Genomic DNA, 15,666 nt, shown 5'->3' on the forward strand with positions numbered 1-15,666 from the left:
CGCCTAGTGGACGGGCTGCATCGTGCGCCGCAGCCAGGGCGCCGCCGCGATCACGGCCAGGCCCGCCGCGACCGCGATAGCTCCGTTCACGCCGAAGTAGACGGGGGTGGACACGTGGCCGTAGACCTTGACCACCTGGGCCTGGATGCCGTTGGCGAGGGCCAGTGAGAGGAACCACAGGGCCATCGTCTGGCCGGCGTACGCCGAGGGCGCGAGCTTCGTGGTGGCCGACATCCCGGAGGTCTCCAGCAGGACGTCACCCAGTCCGAGCAGCAGGTACGAGCCGACGATCCACCACGCGGCCATCTTGAAGCCGTCGTCCGCGCCGTGCCCGGCCGTGGGGAGGACCATGAGGAGGAAGGAGAGGCCGCCCAGGACCACCCCGATGGCGATCTTGTTGGAGGCGTGCGGCTGGCGGCGGCCCATGCGCAGCCACAGCCCGGCGACGACCGGCGCCAGGGCCACCTCGAAGGCGCCGAGCGCCGAGGCGTACCAGCCGGCGGGGAAGTGGAAGCCGAGGATCTCGGTGCGGGCGTTCGTGGAGGCCAGCAGCATCATCGTCGAGTAGGCCTGGAAGAGGATGAAGTTGAAGGCGACCGAGGCCAGGAAGAGCACGGCGTACGGGCGCAGCCGCCCGCGCTCGGCGGCCGTCACGCGCGGGCTGCGGAACATGACGGTGAAGTAGACCACCGGGGCGATCACCGAGACGAGGGTGAGCAGGTCCACGAACCGGCCCATCGTCAACCAGCCGATGGCCGCCAGAAGGGTGGCGAGCGCGGCGAGCGCGAGACCTCCGGCGATGATCCGCCGAACGGCCGTCCGCTGCGCGTCGGGGGCCAGGGCGTACGGGGCGGAGCGGCCGCGTCCGGGCAGCCGGCGGCGGCCGAGGACGTACTGGGCGAGCCCGGCGGTCATGCCGACGGCGGCGGCGGAGAAGCCCCAGTGCCAGCCCTGGTGCTCGCCGAGCCAGCCGGTGATCAGGGGGCCGGCGAAGGCGCCGGTGTTGATGGCCATGTAGTAGAGGGCGAAGCCGGCGTCGCGCCGGTCGTCCTCCGTCCGGTACAGCCGGCCGACCATGCTGGCCACGTTGGGCTTGAGCAGGCCGGTGCCGGCGCTGATCAGGCCGAGGCCGGTCCAGGTCATGGCGGCGGTCGGCACGGCCATGGCGTAGTGGCCGCAGGCGATGAGGACGCCGCCCCACAGCACGGCGCGGTAGGAGCCGAGGATCCGGTCGGCGAGCCAGCCGCCGGCCACGGAGACGAGGTAGACCATGGTCCCGTAGGCGGCGGAGACGGAGGCGGCGGTGCCCGGGTCCATGCCCAGGCCGCCGTGGGCCACCGCGTCCGCGAAGTAGAGGACGAGGATGGCCTGCATGCCCAGGAAGGAGAAGCGCTCCCAGACCTCCAGCCCGGAGAGCGTGGCCAGGCCCCCGGGGTGGCCCAGGAAGCCGCGGTCGTCGCCGGGGGGCGAGGGCGGGGGCGGGGTGGCCTCCGGTTCCCTCGGCTCGTCTATGTCGGTCGTCATTCTGGACAAAACAGATTCTCCGGTTGTTTCGGCTCTCACTGAACATACCGGTGTGCATCGGGCGGTGCGCGCCTGTCTCCGGGAGGACCGCCCGGCCACTGCCGGGCAGGTGCTCTGCGTGATCGAAAACAGACCCGATACGCTGGCTTGAGTGATGGCAGCGACACATTGACAATCCATGTGATCGTCATCGGATCGTCAGCAGACAGGAGTACCCCTCGTGACCGTCGTCGGGCCGTTCGGACTGAGCGTGCGGGACCAGGCTCTTGAGGCCGATGTCCAGGCCGGACTGGCCGCTGTCGAAGCGGGTCTGCTGGAGGCCACCAAGAGCGAAGTCCCCTTCATCACCGAGGCCGCGCAGCATCTGGTGCGCGCCGGGGGCAAGCGGTTCCGGCCGCTGCTGGTGATGCTCGCGGCGCAGTTCGGTGACCCCTACGCGCCCGGGATCGTGCCCTCCGCCGTGGTCGTGGAGCTCACGCACCTGGCCACGCTCTACCACGACGACGTCATGGACGAGGCGGACGTCCGCCGCGGGGTGGAGAGCGCGAACGCCCGCTGGGGCAACTCGGTGGCGGTCCTGACGGGTGACTTCCTGTTCGCCCGTGCGTCGCACATCCTCGCGGACCTCGGGCCGGAAGCCGTACGCATCCAGGCGGAGGCCTTCGAGCGGCTGGTGACGGGCCAGATCCTGGAGACGGCCGGTCCGCGCGACGGCCGTGACCCCGTCGCGCACTACCTGGACGTCATCGCCGGCAAGACCGGCTCGCTGATCGCCGTCTCGGGCCGCTTCGGCGCGCTGATGTCCGGGGCCGACGAGTCGGTGGTCGACATCCTGACCCAGTACGGCGAGCGCCTCGGCACCGCCTTCCAGCTGGCCGACGACGTCCTCGACATCGCCTCGGACTCGCACGAGTCGGGCAAGACCCCGGGCACCGACCTGCGCGAGGGCATCCCGACGCTGCCCGTGCTGCGGCTGCGGGAGGCCGCCGAGCGCGAGGGGCGCGAGGAGGACCTGGAGCTCGTCCGCCTGCTGGACGGGGACCTGACGGACGACGCCCGGCACGCCGAGGTGCTCTCCCGGCTGCGGGTGCACCCCGCGCTGGAGCAGGCCCGCCGCGACACCGTCCAGTACGCGCAGGACGCGCGCGCCATGCTCGCCCCGCTGCCGGACTGCTTCGCGAAGTCGGCCCTGGAGGAGCTGTGCGACGCGGTGGTCCACCGCGCCGGCTGAGCCCGCGCGGCAGTACTCACGGAACGGGCCCCTCTGCCCCCGCGACCCCTACGGGTCGGGGGGAGGGGGGCCCTTCCCGTGTCATCCCACGGTCGTACGCGGAGTTGATCCCGGGGACTGACGCCCTCCGCCCGCCGTTTTGGTCAGATGGATCCATCGAAACCCCACCGGATCGGGTGAGTGCGGCGACAACGGTCGCCGCCCTGGACAAGAGGGCAGGGCTCTGAGATGGCAGCGAACACGAAGACCTCGCGCAAGGCCGCGCGCTACGCCGTACCGGTCGCGGTGGCGGGGGTCGCGGCGGCGACCGTCGCGATGGTCCCGGCCTTCGCCAACGCCGGCGGCCCGGACCTGCCCAAGGTGACGGCGCAGCAGCTGATCGAGAAGGTCGCGGCCTCCGACGTACAGCAGCTCTCCGGCAGCGCCAGGATCACCGCGGACCTGGGCCTGCCGAGCCTGGCCACCGGGCTGCTGGGCGGCGCCGGGGTGACGGGCGGCTCCGCCAACCCCGAGGACAAGATCGCGCAGCTGGCGAACGGCACGCACACCCTGCGCGTCGCGGCCGACGGCCCGGACCGCCAGAAGCTCACGGTCCTGGACGGCAAGGACGAGTACACCCTCGTCCACAACGGCAACGACGTCTGGGGCTACGACAGCAAGTCCCACGAGGCCTTCCACGACAAGTCCGGCCGCGCCGCCGGCCAGGACCACAAGACGGCCGACCGGCTCGCGGCCTCCCCGCAGCAGGTCGCCCAGGAGATCCTGAAGAACGCCGGTCCGACCACCGACGTCAGCGTCGGTGACACGGCGCAGATCGCCGGCCGCGACGCCTACCAGCTGGTGCTGAAGCCCAAGCAGGCCGGCTCCACCGTCGGGTCCGTCCAGATCGCGGTCGACGCCAAGAACGGCGTGCCGCTGCGGGTCCAGCTGCTGTCCAGCCAGGGCGGCAAGCCGATCGTCGACGCGGGCTTCACCCAGATCGACTTCGGCAAGCCGGCCGCCGACTCCTTCACCTTCACCCCGCCCAAGGGGGCCAAGGTCACCGAGGGTTCGCACGAGGGGCCGGCTGGCAAGGGCGGCAAGGGCGGCAAGGACGACGAGCGGTTCAAGGCGCTGGAGTCCCTGCCCGGCTTCGGCGGGCTGGCCGGCGGGGAGCACGGCAAGGGAGACGTGAAGGTCCTCGGTGAGGGCTGGTCGACGGTCGCGCGGATCGACTCCGGCGCGGGCAAGAGTCTGGGGGACGTCGAGAACGACAAGAACACCCCGAAGGAGGCAAAGCAGTTCCTGAACTCCCTCGGGGACAAGGTCCACGGGAAGTTCGGCGAGGGCCGGATCCTGTCGACCCGCCTGGTCAACGCGCTGATCACGGACGACGGCAAGGTCTACGTCGGCGCCGTCACCAAGGACCAGCTGGTGAAGACGGCCGACTCCGCCAAGTAGCCGGCGGCGGCCGGTGAGCGGCCGCGGCGATGACGAGGGTGGCCCGGGACGTGTGTCCCGGGCCACCCTCGTGCCGTTCCCCTCCTGCGTACAGCGCGGCCGCTGTACCGTGAGGGGCATGTCGAGACACGTCACCATCCGCCTGGACGAAGAGTTCCACGACCGCCTCAAGGCGCGAGCGGCGGCGTTGGGGACGACGGTCACCGCGCTGATCACCGAGGTCACCGAGCGCGAACTCGACGAGGACCGGAAGAACTTCCTGTCCGGGATAGAGGAGTTCGCGGACCACTGGGGCTACTTCCAGGAGCGGTTCGGCAATTGAAGATCACCATGGAGTGGGCCTGGACCGCGCTGGCCCACCATCTGCCGTCGGATCCCGCCGTATGGGACCCCTCCGGGGTGGCCGCCGCCGTCGCCCGCCACCAGAACGACCTGGTGCTGGTGCCCGAGCAGCCCGCCCCGGACACCGCGTGGCGGGCCGCCGCGTTCCTGCACACCCTCGCCGTCTGCCCGGCGCTGGAATCCCCGATGAACGAGTTCTACGCGGCCGCCGCGACCCGCTCGTACCTGCGGGTGGCCGGTGCGCGGCAGCTGCCCTCGCCCGAGGAGCTCGGCGACCTCGTGGAGGACGCGAAGCTGGGCCGCGCGGACGTGTCCGCGGTCGCGCACCAGCTCCGTGCCCTCATCGAGGAACCGGTCGGAAGGTGACTCAGAAAGTGATCTTCCAGCTGTTGATGTAGCCGGTGTCCTGCGCCGCCACGTCCTTGACCTGGAGCTTCCACACCCCGTTGGCCACCTCGCTGGACGCGTTCACCGTGTAGCTCGCGACCACGTTGGCGCCGGAGTCCGAGCTGGAGTTCTTCAGCCGGTACGCCGTGCCGTCCGGGGCGATCAGGTCGATCACCAGGTCACCGCGGTAGGTGTGGACGATGTTCACGTCGACCTTGGTGGTGGCCGGGGCGTTGCCGCTCACGCCGGAGACCGTGATCGGCGAGGTCACCGCGGCGCCGGGGGAGTCCGGGATGTTCACGTCGGCGGTGTTCTCGAACGACGGCCCCGGCGGGACCGGGACGGCCGCGCCGAGGGTCCAGACCGCGTAGGCGATGGCGTCGGAATTGCGGTCCAGGGCGGTGTCGTTGATGTTCGCCGCGGTGTCGCAGGAGGCGTGGTAGCAGGCGTCGAACGCCTTGCCGGAGGTACCGCCCCACTTCTGGGCCTGCGCCGCCGTCTTGGTGTAGTCGGCGCCGGAGAACAGGCCGCCGACCGGGACGCCCGCGTTCTTGAACGGCGCGTGGTCGGAGCGGCCGTCGCCCTCGGTCTCTATCTCCGTGGGTATGTTCAGGCCCGCGAAGTACGTCTTGAAGGTCTGCTCGATGGTCGGGTCGTCGTCGTAGACGAAGTAGCCCGGGTTCGGGGAGCCGATCATGTCGAAGTTCAGGTAGCCGGAGATCTTCGACTTCTCCGCCGCCGGCAGGCTGTTCACGTAGTACTGCGAGCCGACCAGGCCCAGCTCCTCCGCGCCCCACCAGCCGAAGCGCAGGTGCTTGGTGGGCTGGAGCTGCGCGCGCGAGACGGCCAGCGCCGTCTCCAGCACGGCCGCCGAGCCGGAGCCGTTGTCGTTGATGCCGGGGCCCGCCGTCACCGAGTCCAGGTGGGAGCCGGACATCAGGACCGAGTTCGGGTCGCCGCCCGGCCAGTCGGCGATCAGGTTGTAGCCGGTGGCGCCGCTGGAGGTGAAGGTCTGGAGGGTGGTGGTGAAGCCGGCCGCGTCCAGCTTGCCCTTCACGTAGTCGATCGAGGCCTTGTAGCCGGCCCGGCCGTGGGCGCGGTTGCCGCCGTTGGCGGTGGCGATCGACTGGAACTGCGACAGGTGCGCCTTGACGTTGGCCAGCGGGATGTCGGGCGGCGTCGGCGCGGCGGCGACGGCGGCGGGCGCGGCGGCCGCGGCCCCCGGGGGCGCGGCGAGCGCGGCGGGGGCGGTGGAGGCGAACAGCCCGGCGACCGCTATCGCGGTCACGGCGGTCAGGCGCCGGGAGACGGACAGGCTCATGTGGGGGCTCCGGGATTCCGTGGGGGATGAACCGTCGGGGATGGGACGGAACGTGTGGGAATCGTGCAGGTGAGCGTGAGTGCGTCAGTGCGAGCCTGATGTTCAGCGAGAGTGTGACTGACCGTCAAGAGTGCAATCCGGTCAGGGTCGTTCGGAATACGGACGAGCCCCCGTACGGACGTTCCGTACGGGGGCGCGTGGGGTGAAGGGGGAGCCGGGTCCCGGGCCGCGCGGCGGTTACGCGGGCTCGCGGCTCGGTGCCGGTGCGGAAGCGGCGTCCGCGGCGGCGGCCGCCCGGGCCCCGGCGCCGGCCAGCCGGGCCCGGGACCGGCGGGAGGTCCGCAGCGCGTCCCAGGTCAGCACGAGGAGCGCGACCCAGACCAGGCCGAAGCCGGCCCAGCGCTCGGGCGGCATGGCCTCGTGGAAGTAGAGGACGCCGAGGGCGAACTGGAACACCGGCGCCAGGTACTGGAGCAGCCCCAGCGTGGACAGCGGCACCCGTATCGCGGCGGCGCCGAAGCAGATCAGCGGGATCGCGGTGACCAGCCCCGTCGAGGCCAGCAGCGCGGAGTGCCCGAGCCCCTGTGAGGTGAACGTGGAGCGGCCCTCCACCCCCAGCCACAGCAGGTAGCCGAGGGCGGGCGGGAACAGCAGGGCCGTCTCGGCGGTCAGCGACTCCAGGCCGCCCATGTCGAGCTTCTTCTTGATCAGCCCGTACGTGGCGAAGGAGCAGGCCAGCGCCAGTGAGATCCACGGCGGCCGCCCGTAGCCCACGGCCAGCACCACGACGGCGGCGACGCACACCCCGACGGCCGCCCACTGGGCCCGGCGCAGCCGCTCGCCGAGCACCAGCACACCGAGCGCGATGGTGACGAGGGGGTTGATGAAGTAGCCGAGGCTGGCCTCCACCACGTGGCCGTTGTTGACCGACCAGATGTACAGGCCCCAGTTCAGGCTGATCACGGTCGCGGCCAGCGCGGTCAGCCCCAGCTTGCGGGGCTGTCGCACCAGCTCGGCCATCCAGCTCCAGCGCCGCAGCGCGAGGAGCGCCACCGCGACCACGGCCAGCGACCACACCATGCGGTGGGCCAGGATCTCGACCGCCCCGGACGGCATGAGCAGGGGCCAGAACAGGGGGACCAGCCCCCACATCCCGTACGCGCCGAATCCGTAGAGCAGACCCGTGCGCTGCTCGTTCTCCGCCTTCACGGGACCTCCAGTGCGACTTCCGGCCGGTTTCACAACCTCACGACGGTATCGCCGCACGAGGCTGCTGTCATGCCCGTCGCGTGGAGATACTCATGACATTGCGGAGCCGTGCCGGGTCGGCCCGCAGCCGTCCCGGTGTCGTGCCGGTGTCGCCCGGCAGCCGCCCTGGCCTCAGGCGAGGGCGGCGGTGATGGCCTCGGCGACCGGGGTGGTCGGGCGTCCGATCAGTCGCGCCAGGTCGCCGCTGGTCCCGGCCAGCCGGCCGCGCGAGATCGCCGCGTCCACGTCGACGATGACCGCCGCGAAGCCCTCGGGCACCCCGGCGCCGGTCAGCACGTCCAGGTGGGCCTCGCCCGGCAGCTCGGAGTACGCGACCTCGCGCCCGGACTGCCGCGCCACCTCGGCGGCGTACTCGGACAGGCTCCAGGCGGTGTCCCCGGAGAGCTCGTACACCCGGTTCAGGTGGCCCTCGCCGGTCAGCACCGCCGCCGCGGCCGCCGCGTAGTCGGCCCGCGCCGCCGAGGCGATCCGGCCGTCGCCCGCGCTGCCGATCACCGCGCCGTGCTCCAGGACGCCGGGGAGCTGGGCGGTGTAGTTCTCGTGGTACCAGCCGTTGCGCAGGAAGGTGTAGGGGAGGCCGGAGTCGAGGATGGCCCGCTCGGTGGTGTTGTGCTCGGCGGCCAGCTCGAAGTCCGCCTCGGGGCCGCCCAGGATGCCGGTGTAGGCGAGCTGGGCCACCCCGGCCGCCACGGCCGCCTCGATCACGGCGGTGTGCTGCGGGACGCGGCGCCCGAGCTCGTTGCCGGAGATCAGCAGGACCCGGTCGCCGGCCCGGAAGGCGCCGGCCAGGCTCGCGGGGTCGTCGTAGTCGCCGACCCGTACCTCGATGCCGCGCGCGGCCAGGTCGGCGGCCTTCTCCTCGCTGCGTACGAGGACGGCCAGCTCGGTGGCGGGGACCCGGGTCAGCAGCTCCTCGACGACGAGGCGGCCGAGGGACCCGGTGGCTCCGGTGACGACGATGCTCATGATGCGCTCCTGTGGTGGGTGCGGGGTGCAGCACTATCGTACAGAAAGCGCTAACTTTTAGAAAGCGTTAGGGGGAAGGGGTGAGTGAAGGGGGGCCGGACATGACGGAGCCCGGACCCCCTGGAACGGGATCCGGGCTCGTATGCCGTCGTGGGGCCGCGCCGGCTCTCAGCCGACCACGGTCCAGGTGTCGTTTCCGGTCAGCAGCGTCGCCAGGTCCCCCTTGCCGCGCTGGTCGACGGCCGTCTCCAGCTGCTCGGCCATGAGGGTGTCGTAGACGGGCCGCTCGATGCTGCGGAAGACGCCGATCGGCGTCCGGTGCAGGGTGTCGGGGTCGGCGAGGCGCGACAGGGCGAAGGCGGTGGTCGGGGTGGCGGCGTGGGCGTCGTGGACGAGGATCCGCGACTCGTTCTCCGCGGTGACGGCGACCACCTCCAGGTCCCCGGTCCGCTCGTTGCGGATCACGCCCTTGGCCAGGCCGGCCCCGAAGCGGATCTGCTGCCCGTGCTCCAGGCGGATCACGGCCTCCTCGGCCTGGTCCTTGTCCTTGAGGACCTCGAAGGCGCCGTCGTTGAAGATGTTGCAGTTCTGGTAGATCTCGACGAGGGCGGTGCCGGGGTGGTCGGCGGCCTGGCGCAGGACCTCGGTGAGGTGCTTGCGGTCGGAGTCGACGGTCCGGGCCACGAAGGAGGCCTCGGCACCGAGCGCCAGCGACACCGGGTTGAAGGGGGCGTCGAGGGAGCCCATGGGCGTCGACTTGGTGATCTTGCCGACCTCGGAGGTCGGTGAGTACTGGCCCTTGGTGAGCCCGTAGATCCGGTTGTTGAACAGCAGGATCTTGAGGTTCACATTGCGCCGCAGCGCGTGGATGAGGTGGTTGCCGCCGATGGAGAGGGCGTCGCCGTCGCCGGTGACCACCCAGACGGAGAGGTCGCGGCGGGAGGTGGCGAGGCCGGTGGCGATGGCGGGGGCGCGGCCGTGGATGGAGTGCATCCCGTAGGTGTTCATGTAGTACGGGAAGCGCGAGGAGCAGCCGATGCCGGAGACGAAGACGATGTTCTCGCGGGCGAGGCCGAGCTCGGGCATGAAGCCCTGGACGGCGGCGAGGACGGCGTAGTCACCGCAGCCCGGACACCAGCGGACCTCCTGGTCCGACTTGAAGTCCTTCATCGACTGCTTCGCCTCGGCCTTGGGCACCAGCGAGAGCAGGGTCGGGGCGTCGGTCACCTCAGTCATTGATGGCCTCCTTGAGAACCGTCGCGAGCTGCTCCGCCTTGAAGGGCATTCCGTTGACCTGGTTGTACGACTGGGCGTCGACCAGGTACTTCGCCCGGATCAGGCCGGCCAGCTGTCCGAGGTTCATCTCGGGCACCACTACCTTGTCGTAACGCTTCAGGACCTCCCCGAGATTCCCCGGGAAGGGGTTGAGGTGGCGCAGGTGGGCCTGCGCGACGGGGATCCCCGCGAGGCGCAGCCGGCGGACGGCGGCGGTGATGGGGCCGTAGGTGGAGCCCCAGCCGAGGACGAGGGTGCGGGCGCCGTCCGGGTCGTCGACCTCCAGGTCGGGGACGGTGATGCCGTCGATCTTGGCCTGGCGGGTGCGGACCATGAAGTCGTGGTTGGCCGGGTCGTAGGAGATGTTGCCCGTGCCGTCCTGCTTCTCGATGCCGCCGATCCGGTGCTCCAGGCCGGGCGTGCCCGGGACCGCCCAGGGGCGGGCCAGGGTCTGCGGGTCCCGCTTGTACGGCCAGAAGACCTCGGTGCCGTCCGCGAGCTCGTGGTTGGGGCCCGTGGCGAACTGGACGCTCAGGTCCGGGAGGTCGGCCACGTCCGGGATCCGCCAGGGCTCCGAGCCGTTGGCGAGGTAGCCGTCGGAGAGCAGGAAGACCGGCGTGCGGTAGGTCAGGGCGATCCGGGCCGCGTCGAGCGCGGCGTCGAAGCAGTCCGCCGGGGTGCGCGGGGCGACGATCGGGACCGGGGCCTCGCCGTTGCGGCCGTACATGGCCTGGAGGAGGTCGGCCTGCTCGGTCTTGGTCGGCAGACCGGTCGAGGGGCCGCCGCGCTGGATGTCCACGATCAGGAGCGGGAGCTCCAGGGAGACGGCCAGGCCGATGGTCTCGGACTTCAGGGCCACGCCGGGGCCGGAGGTGGTCGTCACGCCCAGGGCCCCGCCGAAGGCGGCCCCCAGGGCCGCGCCGATGCCGGCGATCTCGTCCTCGGCCTGGAAGGTGCGCACGCCGAAGTTCTTGTGCTTGGACAGCTCGTGCAGGATGTCCGAGGCCGGGGTGATCGGGTACGAGCCCAGGTAGAGCGGCAGGTCCGCCTGCCGGGCCGCCGCGATCAGCCCGTAGGAGAGGGCCAGGTTCCCGGAGATGTTGCGGTAGGTGCCGGTCGGGAAGGCCTTCGTGGCGGGCGCGACCTCGTAGGAGACCGCGAAGTCCTCGGTGGTCTCGCCGAAGTTCCAGCCGGCCCGGAAGGCGACGATGTTCGCCTCGGCGATGTCCGGCTTCTTGGCGAATTTCTGCCGCAGGAAGTTCTCCGTGCCCTCGGTCGGCCGGTGGTACATCCAGGACAGCAGGCCCAGCGCGAACATGTTCTTGCTGCGCTCGGCCTCCTTGCGGGTCAGCCCGAAGTCCTTCAGCGCCTCCACCGTCAGGGTGGTCAGCGGCACCCGGTGGATGCTGTAGGCGTCGAGGGAGCCGTCCTCCAGGGGCGAGGTGTCGTAGCCGACCTTGGCCATCGGGCGCTTGGTGAACTCATCGGTGTTGATGATGATCTCTGCGCCGCGCGGGACGTCCGCGATGTTGGCCTTCAGCGCGGCCGGGTTCATCGCGACCAGCACGTTCGGCGCGTCGCCCGGGGTCAGGATGTCGTGGTCCGCGAAGTGCAGCTGGAACGAGGACACCCCGGGCAGGGTTCCGGCAGGGGCACGGATCTCGGCCGGGAAGTTCGGCAGCGTGGACAGGTCGTTCCCGAAGGACGCCGTCTCCGAGGTGAACCGGTCACCCGTCAGCTGCATACCGTCACCCGAGTCACCCGCGAAGCGGATGATCACCCGGTCGACGCGGCGGATCTCCTTGCCGGCTCCATCGGTCCGAGGCGCGCTGCGCTGCTCACCGATGGCCCCGCCGGCCCCGTCGGCCTGCTCGGCCGGGCTACTGACCTGGCTGGTCACTGAACTGGACCTCCTTCGAGGCATGGGCGTTCGCTCCCAAGGCCAACCCTACGTCCGCGACGTCATCCGTCCCTGGGTCGCCCGCATTCTGGACCGCCCCACACGGGACGATCTGTCCGACAGACGACGTGCTCTACTCGAAATATTCCAAACCACCCGGCCGTCGTGCGGCGGCTTCGCCGTCGCGTGGCTCGATTGCTCCGTTGACAGAGTGTCAGCAGATCATGACCTCAGGTAGGTGAGAACCGCGAGTACGCGCCGGTGATCCCCGTCACTCGGAGACAGGCCCAGCTTCATGAAGATATTGCTGACGTGCTTCTCCACGGCCCCGTCACTCACCACGAGCTGCTTGGCCACAGCGGAATTCGTGCGTCCCTCCGCCATGAGTCCGAGGACCTCGCGCTCGCGCGGGGTCAGCCCGGCCAGCACGTCCTGCTTGCGGCTGCGGCCCAGCAGCTGCGCCACGACCTCGGGATCCAGGGCCGTACCGCCCCGGGCCACCCGCACGACGGCGTCGAGGAACTCGCGCACGTCGGCCACGCGGTCCTTGAGCAGGTACCCCACCCCGGTGCTGGAACCGGCCAGCAGTTCGGTGGCGTACTGCTCCTCCACGTACTGGGACAGCACGAGCACCCCGATCCCCGGGTAGTCGCGCCGCAGCCGCACGGCGGCCCGCACGCCCTCGTCGGTGTGCGTCGGCGGCATCCGCACGTCGGCCACCACCACGTCCGGCAGCGCCCCCTCGGCAGCCAGGTCGGCCACCGTCTTGACCAGGGCCTCCGCGTCCCCGACCCCGGCCACGACCTCGTGCCCGCGGTCGGTCAGCAGCCGCGTCAGGCCCTCACGGAGCAGCACTGAATCCTCGGCGATGACGACCCGCACCCTGTTGTCCACGTTGTGAAGCTCCCGCCCGTTCGCATACCCACTCGGCATGCAAGCATCCCAGCCGAACCTCCGATTCCGGTCCGGCCGGACCAAGAACGGGCGGGAACCCCGGGCCGGGACCGAGAACGGGCGGGCGTGAACCCCGGCACGAACCCCGGCGTAGATCCCGGCGTGAACCTCGGCGGCGGCCTAGTCCCGCCAGGGCAGCTCGGCCGTCACCATCGTGCCGCGGCCCTCCGCCGCGTCCACGACCAGGACGCCGTCCACCGCGTCCAGCCGCTCCGCGAGCCCGGCCGGAACCGCGCCCCGCCCGGCGGGGGCGGACCCGCCGTGGCCGTCGTCCGAGACCCGGATCATCAGCCGCCGCCCGGACCTCCACACGTCCACGGCGGCGCTCCGCGCCCCCACGTGCCCGGCGACGTCCCGCAGCAGCTCGGACACCGTGAAGTACGCGATCCCCTCGATCGCCGGCGCGGGACGGGACGGCAGGTCCACCTCCACCCGTACCGGGACCGCACACCGCGAGGCCACCGACGACAGCGCCGCGTCCAGCCCCCGGTCGGTCAGCACGGCCGGATGGATCCCGCGCGCCAGGTCGCGCAGCTCCTGGAGGGCGATCTTCACCTCCCCGTGGGCCTCGTCCACCAGGCGCGCGGCGGCCCGGGGGTCCTCGGCCAGCTTCTCCTTCGCCAGCCCCAGATCCATGGACAGGGCGGCCAGCCGCGCCTGGGCCCCGTCGTGCAGCTCCCGCTCGATGCGCCGCAGGTCGGCCGCGGCGGTGTCGACGACCACCCCCCGGCCGGACTCCAGCTCACTGACCCGGTCGTCGAGCCGGGAGCGGCCGAGCAGCCCGGTGACCAGCACCCGGTCGACGGTCACCAGACCCCGGACGACCCAGGGGGTGACGAGGGTGACCGCCAGCCCCGCCGCACACGCCCCGGCGATGGCCGGGGGCGAGTCCAGGTAGAAGGTGTAGTCGCCGTTCTGGAACAGCTGGAGCCCGGGCTGGTGGGTGAAGGCCGGGAAGACCCAGAACCAGAGCGGGTACAGCAGCATGCTCCACCCCCAGCTCCACAGCACGAGCGCGACGCAGGAGGAGAACACCGCCCAGGGGAAGTGGATCACCGAGTACAGCACGTGCCGCCAGGCGCTGCCGCTCTTCAGGAGCGCCCCCAGCACCGCCGGCACCCCGCGCTTCGCCGCCCGCACCGGCGCCGGATCCCGGACCGGCACGCGCAGCAGCCCCCGGACCCGGGCCCGCTCCACCCTCCCGAACCCCCGGCACATGGCGAGCACCCCGGCCAGGACCGGAACCCCGACGAAGGTCACGAGCAGCCCGGCCCCGGCGGACACCCCGGCGATCGCGAGCCCGAAGTACACCGTGCTCAGCGGCAGCCCGACCAGCAGGAACAGCAGCTCCCGCCAGGTCCGCCCGGCCACGGGCGCCAGCAACACGTCCCGACCCTTCCCCATACTCCCGACCCGCCCTTCGTCCCGTTCCACAACCCCTCCACCCTCCGCCGACCCCCCACCCCCGAACCATCCGGCGAGTCGGCGTCCGAACCGGGGGGTTAACCCCACCCACCCCCGGCCGAACCCAGCCCCGCCCCGGCCCAATCCAGCCCCGCCGGCGTTTGAGGCGCGGGGTTCGGGGCGGAGCCCCGAGGGCCTTCCAGCCCCGCCGGCGTTTGAGGCGCGGGGTTCGGGGCGGAGCCCCGAGAAACGGAGAAAGGGCGGGGCGGGGAGCAGCTCCGCGCAGCGGCACCCCCCGACCCCGCCCCCAGGCGGCCCCGCCCCCCAGGCGGCCCCGCCCGAAAGGGCCCCCGGTCAGCCCCCCGCGCGCCCGCGCCACGGCAGCTCGGCCACCACCACCGTTCCCGCCCCGGGGGCGGACTCCACCACGAACCCCCCGTCAACGGCCCGCACCCGCTCCGCGAGCCCCGCCAGCCCGCTCCCCCCGGACACCCGCGCCCCGCCCCGCCCGTCATCCGCGACGCGGATCAGCAGCCGCGCCCCCTCCCGCCACACCTCGACCCCCGCACCGCGCGCCGCCGCGTGCTTGCTGACGTTCTGCAGCAGCTCCGACACCACGAAGTACGCGATCCCCTCGATCGCCTCCGCCGGCCGCTCCTCCAGCCGCACCGACACCTTCACCGGCACCAGGCACCGCGCCGCCACCGAGGACAGCGCCGCGTCCAGCCCCCGGTCGGTCAGCACCGCCGGGTGGATCCCCCGCGCCAGGTCCCGCAGCTCCTGAAGCGCGAGCTTGACCTCCCCGTGCGCCTCGTCGACCATCGCCGCCGCGCCCTCGGGGTCCTCCAGCAGCTTCTCCTTCGCCAGGCCCAGCCCCATCGCCAGCGCCACCAGCCGCGCCTGCGCCCCGTCGTGCAGGTCGCGCTCGATCCGCCGCAGGTCGGCCGCGGCCGTGTCCACGACCACCCCGCGCCCCGACTCCAGCTCGGCGATCCGCCGCTCCAGCTCGTCGGACGGCGACAGCAGACCGCGTACCATCGCCCGGTCCAGGTTCGCCATCAGGCGGACGAGGTACGGCAGCACCGGCCACAGCAGGAACAGCCCCACCAGGGCGATACTGAAGGTCAGCACCCCCCACGGCAGCCGGACCAGCTCGAACAGCACGGTCCGCCACGCCACCGGGTCCTTGATCCCCGACCACAGCCAGGGGAAGAACCCGCCGGAGCGGCGCGGCCCCGGCAAGGGGCTCGGCTCGTCGACCCGCACACCCAGCAGGCCCCGCGCCCGGGCACGTTCCAGCACACCGAGCTGGCGGGACAGGTAGAGGCCCCCCACCAGCACCGGCAGGCCGATCACCGTCACGGCCAGCCCGCCCGCCGTCGCGAGCATGACGATCGTGTAGACGAACCCGATCAGCGCCACCGGGAAGTTGGTCAGCAGGTAGACGATCTCCTTCCAGGTGACCGCGTCGAAGGCGGGCCGGACGGGCGGGAGAGCGGGAGCTTGATCGTTCGCGGTCATGCGGTCAGCCTGTCAATTCCACCCCGCCAATGCCATGGGGTGGCCAGGCGCGAGTAAACGGGGGGTAACCCCACCCTGTGCGGACCAGGGCCTAGACTCCCGTCCGTACCAGATCAACGAGAACGTCGACAG

At 71.8% G+C, this 15,666-nt stretch carries 13 protein-coding genes; 4 read left to right on the forward strand and 9 right to left on the reverse strand.

Annotated features, from left to right (window positions below; genetic code table 11):
• Nucleotides 1–3: 3 nt before the first annotated feature.
• Nucleotides 4–1,524 carry a peptide MFS transporter gene (locus ABT403_RS06800; RefSeq protein WP_344163306.1) on the reverse strand — a complete coding sequence of 507 codons (1,521 nt, stop codon included), beginning with the start codon at nucleotides 1,522–1,524 and terminating at the stop codon, nucleotides 4–6.
• Nucleotides 1,525–1,744: 220 nt separating this feature from the next.
• Here ABT403_RS06800 and ABT403_RS06805 point away from each other — a divergent pair, with 220 nt between their 5' ends.
• The 4 genes from ABT403_RS06805 (at nucleotide 1,745) to ABT403_RS06820 (ending at nucleotide 4,903) form a co-directional block, all read left to right on the forward strand.
• The gene (locus ABT403_RS06805) at nucleotides 1,745–2,755 is read left to right on the forward strand and encodes a polyprenyl synthetase family protein (RefSeq protein ID WP_344163308.1); all 1,011 of its coding nucleotides are present in this window, start codon (nucleotides 1,745–1,747) and stop codon (nucleotides 2,753–2,755) included.
• 228 nt (nucleotides 2,756–2,983) lie between these two features.
• Entirely contained in the window at nucleotides 2,984–4,195 is a 1,212-nt protein-coding gene (locus ABT403_RS06810) for a LolA family protein (protein ID WP_344163311.1), read from the forward strand.
• Between the two features lie 118 nt (nucleotides 4,196–4,313).
• Nucleotides 4,314–4,517, forward strand: coding sequence for a ribbon-helix-helix domain-containing protein (locus ABT403_RS06815; RefSeq protein ID WP_344163314.1), 204 nt, complete (start codon nucleotides 4,314–4,316; stop codon nucleotides 4,515–4,517).
• Entirely contained in the window at nucleotides 4,514–4,903 is a 390-nt protein-coding gene (locus ABT403_RS06820; RefSeq protein ID WP_344163317.1) for a hypothetical protein, read from the forward strand. Before ABT403_RS06815 ends, ABT403_RS06820 begins: the two co-directional genes overlap by 4 nt.
• A 1-nt stretch (nucleotide 4,904) precedes the next feature.
• Here the strand turns inward: ABT403_RS06820 and ABT403_RS06825 are convergent, their stop codons facing one another.
• The 8 genes from ABT403_RS06825 to ABT403_RS06860 form a co-directional block, all read right to left on the reverse strand.
• A complete protein-coding gene (locus tag ABT403_RS06825) occupies nucleotides 4,905–6,245 on the reverse strand; it encodes a M28 family metallopeptidase (RefSeq protein ID WP_344163320.1) in 1,341 nt (446 codons plus the stop codon).
• A gap of 237 nt (nucleotides 6,246–6,482) precedes the next feature.
• Complete coding sequence (gene rarD / locus ABT403_RS06830; protein ID WP_344163323.1) at nucleotides 6,483–7,454, reverse strand: EamA family transporter RarD; 972 nt, start codon at nucleotides 7,452–7,454, stop codon at nucleotides 6,483–6,485.
• A 171-nt stretch (nucleotides 7,455–7,625) separates the two neighbouring features.
• Nucleotides 7,626–8,480 carry an SDR family oxidoreductase gene (locus ABT403_RS06835; protein WP_344163325.1) on the reverse strand — a complete coding sequence of 285 codons (855 nt, stop codon included), beginning with the start codon at nucleotides 8,478–8,480 and terminating at the stop codon, nucleotides 7,626–7,628.
• A 168-nt stretch (nucleotides 8,481–8,648) separates the two neighbouring features.
• The gene (locus ABT403_RS06840; protein WP_344163328.1) at nucleotides 8,649–9,716 is read right to left on the reverse strand and encodes a 2-oxoacid:ferredoxin oxidoreductase subunit beta; all 1,068 of its coding nucleotides are present in this window, start codon (nucleotides 9,714–9,716) and stop codon (nucleotides 8,649–8,651) included.
• On the reverse strand, nucleotides 9,709–11,655 hold the full coding sequence (locus tag ABT403_RS06845; protein ID WP_344163331.1) for a 2-oxoacid:acceptor oxidoreductase subunit alpha: 1,947 nt from the start codon (nucleotides 11,653–11,655) through the stop codon (nucleotides 9,709–9,711). The genes ABT403_RS06840 and ABT403_RS06845 overlap by 8 nt, the downstream gene beginning before the upstream one ends.
• A 222-nt stretch (nucleotides 11,656–11,877) precedes the next feature.
• Nucleotides 11,878–12,537 (reverse strand): response regulator transcription factor, encoded by a 660-nt coding sequence (locus tag ABT403_RS06850; RefSeq protein WP_344165775.1) that lies wholly within the window; start codon nucleotides 12,535–12,537, stop codon nucleotides 11,878–11,880.
• A gap of 192 nt (nucleotides 12,538–12,729) precedes the next feature.
• Nucleotides 12,730–14,043: a sensor histidine kinase gene (locus ABT403_RS06855; protein ID WP_425580238.1), complete on the reverse strand. Its 1,314-nt coding sequence runs from the start codon at nucleotides 14,041–14,043 to the stop codon at nucleotides 12,730–12,732.
• A gap of 324 nt (nucleotides 14,044–14,367) precedes the next feature.
• Entirely contained in the window at nucleotides 14,368–15,534 is a 1,167-nt protein-coding gene (locus ABT403_RS06860) for a sensor histidine kinase (RefSeq protein WP_344163336.1), read from the reverse strand.
• Between the last annotated feature and the right edge of the window lie 132 nt (nucleotides 15,535–15,666).

The sequence above is a fragment of the Streptomyces sp. NPDC000075 genome (assembly GCF_040301925.1).
Taxonomy (GTDB): Bacteria; Actinomycetota; Actinomycetes; order Streptomycetales; family Streptomycetaceae; genus Streptomyces; species Streptomyces polychromogenes.